Genomic DNA, 6,152 nt, shown 5'->3' on the forward strand with positions numbered 1-6,152 from the left:
GAGTGCTAACTACAAGTATTATTATATCCGAATTGAAAATAAATGCAAGTATTATTTTTGATTTTTTGACTTTTCTACAAAAAAAAGCGCAGTGCTTACACACTGCGTTTCTTAGCGGCTGCTATAATCTTATGACTCGTTTCAATAAGGGTAATATGCTTATCCATACTGAAAGAACGAAGTCGATTATACGCCTCATCTTCAGTTAAGTTATATAATTTTTGTAAAATCCCGGTAGCGCGAGCAATGACTTTACGCTCTTCTAACGTATTTTCTAATTCTTCAATATTAGACTTTAGTGCCACATCTTCAGCATAGCGGTGAAAGGCCATTTCTAAGGTAGGAATGAGTTGATCTTCTCGTACAGGCTTAATCAAATAGCCATATACCCCTGACTGCCCTGCCTTTTGTACCAATTCTTGCTGACTATAGGCAGTTAATAACACAACCGGCCCCCACTGGTTATGTCGAATTTGCCGCGCCGCTTCAATCCCATCAAGTTCTGGCATTTTTACATCCATTAGAATCACGTCTGGCTGTAAGGCTTTTGCTTGCTGAATCGCCTCAACACCATTTTTACCTTCCCCCACTACTTCATAGCCAGCTGCTTCTAATTGATCCCGTAAATCCATGCGAATTAGCGATTCATCATCCACAATTAAAACTCTCATGCTAATCTCCTCAAATAGAACTCTCTATACTACAGTATATGTTAACTGTAATTCTCTTTTACTATTATGTGTATATGCAATTTTCCTATTTTTTTCACATTCCTAGTATTAATAAGAAGCTTCTTCAGGAAATGTAATAGTCACAATGGTACCCTTCGTAGCACCACGCTTCATCTGAAATGTACCACCTAACTCATTAGTCACTAAATTTCTAATAATCTGTAAGCCCAAACGTTTTGAGGTTGTACAATCAAAGTCCACCAGTACACCTTTACCATTGTCCGCCACTTCCAAAGTAATCAACCCTTCGTGTAAAACACCGGTAATTTTAAGGGTAGGAAAATCTGTCGTTGTTAGGGCTCCGTCAGATTCACTATTAACCAAAGATAAATCATTACTTGAGTTTTCAGCTTTAATACCGCCCATGCCAAACCCATGTTCAAAGCTATTAGAAATTAATTCATTCAAAATTAACGACACATACCCAGCACGGTGAGACGACAACAAAATAGATGGTCCTACGTATTCACAAGTTACCACGTCTTCGGTTTGTAGCAAAGCTCGTTTCAAAAGCCGAATTAATTCTTCCGCAATCGTACGTAAATCTATATAGTCTTCCTCATAATGGGAAATCACTTCATGAACTAAAGCCATACTTTCAATACGACTAACGCCTGCTTGCAACGCTTTTTTTACTTGTTCCGAATCAGAACGACGCGCTTCCATGCGCAATAAGCCCGCTACGGTTTGCAAATTATTCTTTACGCGATGATGAATCTCTTTAATCACAGAATTTTTTACTAATAATTCTTGTTCTTTTCGCCGCAAAGCCGTCTTGTCTTTTAAAAACAAGAAACTACGCTTAGTCCGGCTGCCACTAATGGGCAATATAGTTTGCTCTACAATAATATCGCCATAAATTTCTTCCGCAATAGCCCCTCGATGTTCTCTAATAGCCTGTTTCACCCAACTCATTTTTAAAGAACCACCGTAAATTGAAGTCCCCACTAAACGACGATCAAAACCTAATAAATCAACTAAATGTGACGCCGCTTCATTAGCATATAAAATGGTGCCCGCTTCATCAAAGATAATAATACCATCTTGATACGATAGAGGTTTATAAAGTTCATCTTGATTTTGTTGCGGTACCATCATAGCCATATAAGTAGTTTCAGCCAACACATCAGAAGCTGTTAATAAAAGGGCATCTGTGTGCGGCTCTAGGCCATTATGGATAATAGCTAAGCCACCAATACATTTGCCCCCATTATCGACTATAGGAAAAGCTAATAGACGGGCTAAATGACCATACTGTCTTTCCATAAAGCCTTTCACAGACTGACCGCTTTGTAGTAATTCTTGCCAAAGCCCAACTTCATAGCGCTCTAACAGAATGGTTTCCTTATCAATATGTTGTTGTGGCCAATCTTTCAAAGGCCCTATTACTAATATTTGACCATTGGTAGCGGTCGTAAAAATGCAAACATCTTGCTGTGGCAAAGACGCCCCAAAAGGTAATAGTTGAGCTACTTGCAATAATAAGCGTTGTTGAGGTTCTGATAAATCTGTATACTGCTGTAATTGTTGCCCTATCATACCTAGACCACCTTATACATTGCCAAGAGGAATGGCTGGCTTAGCATTTAAATGCAAATCGCTAAATTTACCAGCCTGCGCCATATAATAGGCACGGCAGCCAATCATAGCTGCATTATCAGTAGCTAAAATTGAGCTAGGACGATAAAAAGTAAAACCTTCCCGTTCACACATAGCAGCTAAGGCATCTTGCAAATGTTTATTCGCCGATACACCGCCTGCTAACGTAATCTTTGTTTGTCCTGTTACTTGTGCTGCTTCACAGGTTTTATGAACCAGTACATCAATAATAGCCTGCTGAAACGAAGCAGCTACATCCGCTTCATTAATGGACTCGCCTTTTTGTTTTGCACTATTTAAGTAATTTAAAACAGCCGATTTTAAGCCACTAAAACTAAATTCAAAGTTTCCTTTAGCTTGTAAGGCTTTTGGAAAATCAATGGCCAATGGATTACCTGTGGCCCCAACTTTTTCAATTTGAGGCCCCCCTGGATAGGGATAGCCCATAACGCGAGCAATTTTATCAAACGCTTCGCCAGCCGCATCATCACGAGTCTGCCCTAATACTTCAAAGGTTTCATAGTCTTTGACAACTACTAACATAGTGTGACCACCGGATACTACTAAACTTAGAAACGGTGGTTCCAACTCTGGATGGGCCAAAAAATTAGCAAAAATATGACCTTCCATATGATGAACCCCAATCAAAGGAATCCCTGTAGCAAAAGATAGACCTTTAGCAGCCGCTACGCCTACCAATAAGGAACCTACTAAACCAGGTCCATAGGTAACCCCAATATGATTAATGTCAGCTAAACTTACTTGTGCATCCTGTAAAGCTTGATCTACAACAGGAATGACTTGTTCAATATGATGCCGAGATGCAATTTCAGGCACTACCCCACCAAATTTTTGATGAATAGGCACTTGGCTGGAAATTACATTTGATAGCACACGTCGACCATTTACCAATACGGCCGCCGATGTTTCGTCACAACTACTTTCAATGGCTAAGGTATATATGTTGTTCACACCAGGGCCTCCTCTCTTATAATAGACATAATGTACGCATCTTCCACAGGCTCAGTATAATAATTCTTACGAACGCCTTTAACAGTTAATCCTAACCGACGATACATAGTAAGAGCCGCTACATTAGAAATACGCACTTCTAAAAATATTTCGCTCATACCTCTTTTGAATAATTCTTTAATTAACTTTCGCGTTAACATGGCTCCATACCCCTCACGACGAAACTCAGGATGGATAGCTATATTGGTTATTTGCCCTTCATCCAATACTAACCAGGCCCCAGCATAGCCAATAATATGTCCCTCTTCTTCGGCCACCAAATACAAACGCTGTTCTGTTTCTGTTAATTCTGTAGTAATGGACTCCATGGACCAAGGCACTGAAAAACAAGCCTTTTCAATGTCATAAATAGCTTCTTTATCCTCTAGGGTCGCCACTCGTAAGCTAAGCATGAGGCACCTCATCACTCAGTGCTGGCGCTGCTTCCGTAACTACAACAGTCGGTTCTTGGCCCTTCATTTGAGCCGCTAATTCTGGATGTTTAGCATCCCAAACAACTTCAGCTTCAGAACGACGAATATAGTAAGGAGCCACCGTTAAAGCTTCATCTGGCTCCTGCCGTAAAAAACGAGGTAAAGCAGCTAATAATAGACTACTAGCCCGTGGGATTCGCATGGTAGTAGGCCCTACTGTAAGGTTTGTCCCAAAGTCACTAACTGTAGCCGCTACTTTTATAATCCCGTCCCCTACAACTGTTACAGGTTCTTTCAATTCACCTAAAGTCGTTAAGGCGTCCGTTCGCACTTTTACAGTAGGCTCTTGCACACATCGCATCTGATTATCTTCCCAGCGATATAAGCCTTCATAGACATTCTTTTTTTGTGCATCAATCATAACGGCAATAAGTCCCTCCCATTGCCAAAAGTTATGGGCAAGAACATCCATCGTCATAACGCCTAATAAAGGCACCTGCCATGCATAAGCTAAGGCTTTAGCTGTGCCTAAACCAATTCGTAACCCTGTAAAAGATCCTGGACCAATACTTACGGCAATGCCTTCTATATCGGATTTTGCCACACCACTTTGCTGCATCAATAACTCAATATGTGGCACCAATTGTTCCGAATGGGTTAATCCGGCTTGCACGGTTAGTTCACCAACAAGTTTCGTTGTATCCATTAACGCCACACTTGATACGGCGCTACTCGTTTCAATCCCTAAATACATACTGTCCTCCTATTGCTAAGAGCTCCTCCTCGGTAAGCTCTGCTGTTTGCCACACGCTGTGACGACTGCCATTTGCTTCAGCAGTCAAGGTAATCCATAGCACTTCTAGTGGCAACGCTTCTGGAAATTTATCAGCCCATTCTACTAAACTGAGAGTATCTTCCGTAAATTCACTAAATCCAATATTTTCTAATTCATATTCATCTTCTAAACGATACACGTCAAAATGATACAGCGTACCTGCTACCGTTTCATATGTATTCATTAAGGCAAAGGTAGGACTCGTTACTTCGTCAGTAACGCCAAAACCACGTGCCACGCCTTGTGAAAAATGGGTCTTGCCAGTGCCTAAATCACCAACTAAGGCAACACAAAGTGGCTTAGCAAAATGTCTTAGAAAACTACCTAATTGAAAGCCTAATTGCTCAGTATCCTTAACGGTAGCTGTTTGGCAATGCATCCGTGCTCCCCCTTTAGAATTATCTATCATACCTTTCATTACTCCTTTATATTCATACGGTCAGTTGTTTTAAAATGATCATAGCCTTTAGGTTCCAAAAAAAGGGCTTCTTCCTCATCAGTGTATAAAATAACCTTACCAGGCCCTACCGTAACTTGTCCAATACAATGTAAATCCTTATGGGCTTCAATGAGGGGACCTAAAGCTTGTGGCACAGTGCCCAGTAGTTGGAAATCTTCACCACCATACAAGGCCCAATCAAGGGGATTTACGCCCAATAGTTGGGCTGCTTGTTTTGTTTCCTCATGAAGCGGTATAGCCATCCCCTTAATCTCTATATTCACCTTAGAAGCCTTAGCAATTTCATGGAGTTCACTACTAAGGCCATCGCTAATATCATTTAAGGCTGTAGCCCCTTGTTGCCGTAGCCACTGACCAAGTTTAATTTGAGGTTCTGGGCGCTGATGAGCCCTTTTACAAAAGTTAAAGCCCTTAATCTGAGCCAACAATACGGCTAAACCGGCCGCACTATTACCAATAGTATTAGAAACTACTACTAAATCGCCTGGTTGGGCGCCACTTCGCAAAACAGCTTGCCCTTTAGGCACTTCACCAACGAGCGTAACTGATAAGGTGAGAGGGCCCGTAGTCGTCACTGTGTCACCGCCTATAAGATTCACCTTATAAGTATGACATACCTCTTTTAGACCGTCAAAAATAGCTGACATATAGCCTAAATCAGTATCAGCTGGCATAGCAACAGCAACGACAGCCTGCCTTGGAATCCCTCCCATGGCAGCAATATCACTAATATTAGCAGTCCCTAGACGATAACCTACATCAAAGGGCGCTGTGGTTTGCTCAGAAAAGTGAATACCTCTTACCATCATGTCTGTAGTAATTAACTGATCATACTCAGGAGTAGCTCGATATACAGCACAATCATCTCCAATACCTTTCACGACTGTAGTCTCATCACTTAAGGTATTCAATTTTATGGCATCAATAAAGCCAAATTCCCCTGTATCAGAAACCTTCATAAGCCCTCCTAAGTAATAACTACAATTTCATAGAATCGTTATTATTATAGCATACTTTGTCCAATGGTTCAGCGTGTGCTACTACTTACCTTACCACATTAAAAGGACATATCACAAGGACTG

Annotated in this window: 7 protein-coding genes; all 7 read right to left on the reverse strand. The window is 41.0% G+C overall.

The window, feature by feature from the left end:
* Positions 1 to 95: 95 nt before the first annotated feature.
* Entirely contained in the window at positions 96 to 671 is a 576-nt protein-coding gene (locus tag VER_RS08990; protein WP_162100494.1) for an ANTAR domain-containing response regulator, read from the reverse strand.
* A gap of 108 nt (positions 672 to 779) precedes the next feature.
* Entirely contained in the window at positions 780 to 2,270 is a 1,491-nt protein-coding gene (locus VER_RS08995) for a sensor histidine kinase (RefSeq protein ID WP_162100495.1), read from the reverse strand.
* Between the two features lie 12 nt (positions 2,271 to 2,282).
* Positions 2,283 to 3,293, reverse strand: a complete 1,011-nt coding sequence (gene tsaD, locus VER_RS09000; protein WP_162100501.1) for a tRNA (adenosine(37)-N6)-threonylcarbamoyltransferase complex transferase subunit TsaD — start codon at positions 3,291 to 3,293, stop codon at positions 2,283 to 2,285.
* Between the two features lie 5 nt (positions 3,294 to 3,298).
* Positions 3,299 to 3,754, reverse strand: coding sequence for a ribosomal protein S18-alanine N-acetyltransferase (gene rimI / locus VER_RS09005; protein ID WP_162100496.1), 456 nt, complete (start codon positions 3,752 to 3,754; stop codon positions 3,299 to 3,301).
* On the reverse strand, positions 3,747 to 4,529 hold the full coding sequence (gene tsaB / locus VER_RS09010; RefSeq protein ID WP_162100497.1) for a tRNA (adenosine(37)-N6)-threonylcarbamoyltransferase complex dimerization subunit type 1 TsaB: 783 nt from the start codon (positions 4,527 to 4,529) through the stop codon (positions 3,747 to 3,749). Before tsaB ends, rimI begins: the two co-directional genes overlap by 8 nt.
* Entirely contained in the window at positions 4,513 to 5,019 is a 507-nt protein-coding gene (tsaE, locus tag VER_RS09015; RefSeq protein ID WP_238390200.1) for a tRNA (adenosine(37)-N6)-threonylcarbamoyltransferase complex ATPase subunit type 1 TsaE, read from the reverse strand. Before tsaE ends, tsaB begins: the two co-directional genes overlap by 17 nt.
* Before the next feature lie 8 nt (positions 5,020 to 5,027).
* Complete coding sequence (gene thiL, locus VER_RS09020) at positions 5,028 to 6,029, reverse strand: thiamine-phosphate kinase (protein WP_162100499.1); 1,002 nt, start codon at positions 6,027 to 6,029, stop codon at positions 5,028 to 5,030.
* Positions 6,030 to 6,152: the final 123 nt, after the last annotated feature.

The organism is Veillonella sp. R32, assembly GCF_010093125.1.
Lineage (GTDB): Bacteria > Bacillota > Negativicutes > Veillonellales > Veillonellaceae > Veillonella_A.

Coding starts and splice junctions, on each gene's coding strand:
- VER_RS08990 (WP_162100494.1), bottom strand. CDS start 671: ATGAGAGTTTTAATTGTGGATGATGAATCGCTAATTCGCATGGATTTA.
- VER_RS08995 (WP_162100495.1), bottom strand. CDS start 2,270: ATGATAGGGCAACAATTACAGCAGTATACAGATTTATCAGAACCTCAA.
- rimI (WP_162100496.1), bottom strand. CDS start 3,754: ATGCTTAGCTTACGAGTGGCGACCCTAGAGGATAAAGAAGCTATTTAT.
- tsaB (WP_162100497.1), bottom strand. CDS start 4,529: ATGTATTTAGGGATTGAAACGAGTAGCGCCGTATCAAGTGTGGCGTTA.
- tsaE (WP_238390200.1), bottom strand. CDS start 5,019: ATGATAGATAATTCTAAAGGGGGAGCACGGATGCATTGCCAAACAGCT.
- thiL (WP_162100499.1), bottom strand. CDS start 6,029: ATGAAGGTTTCTGATACAGGGGAATTTGGCTTTATTGATGCCATAAAA.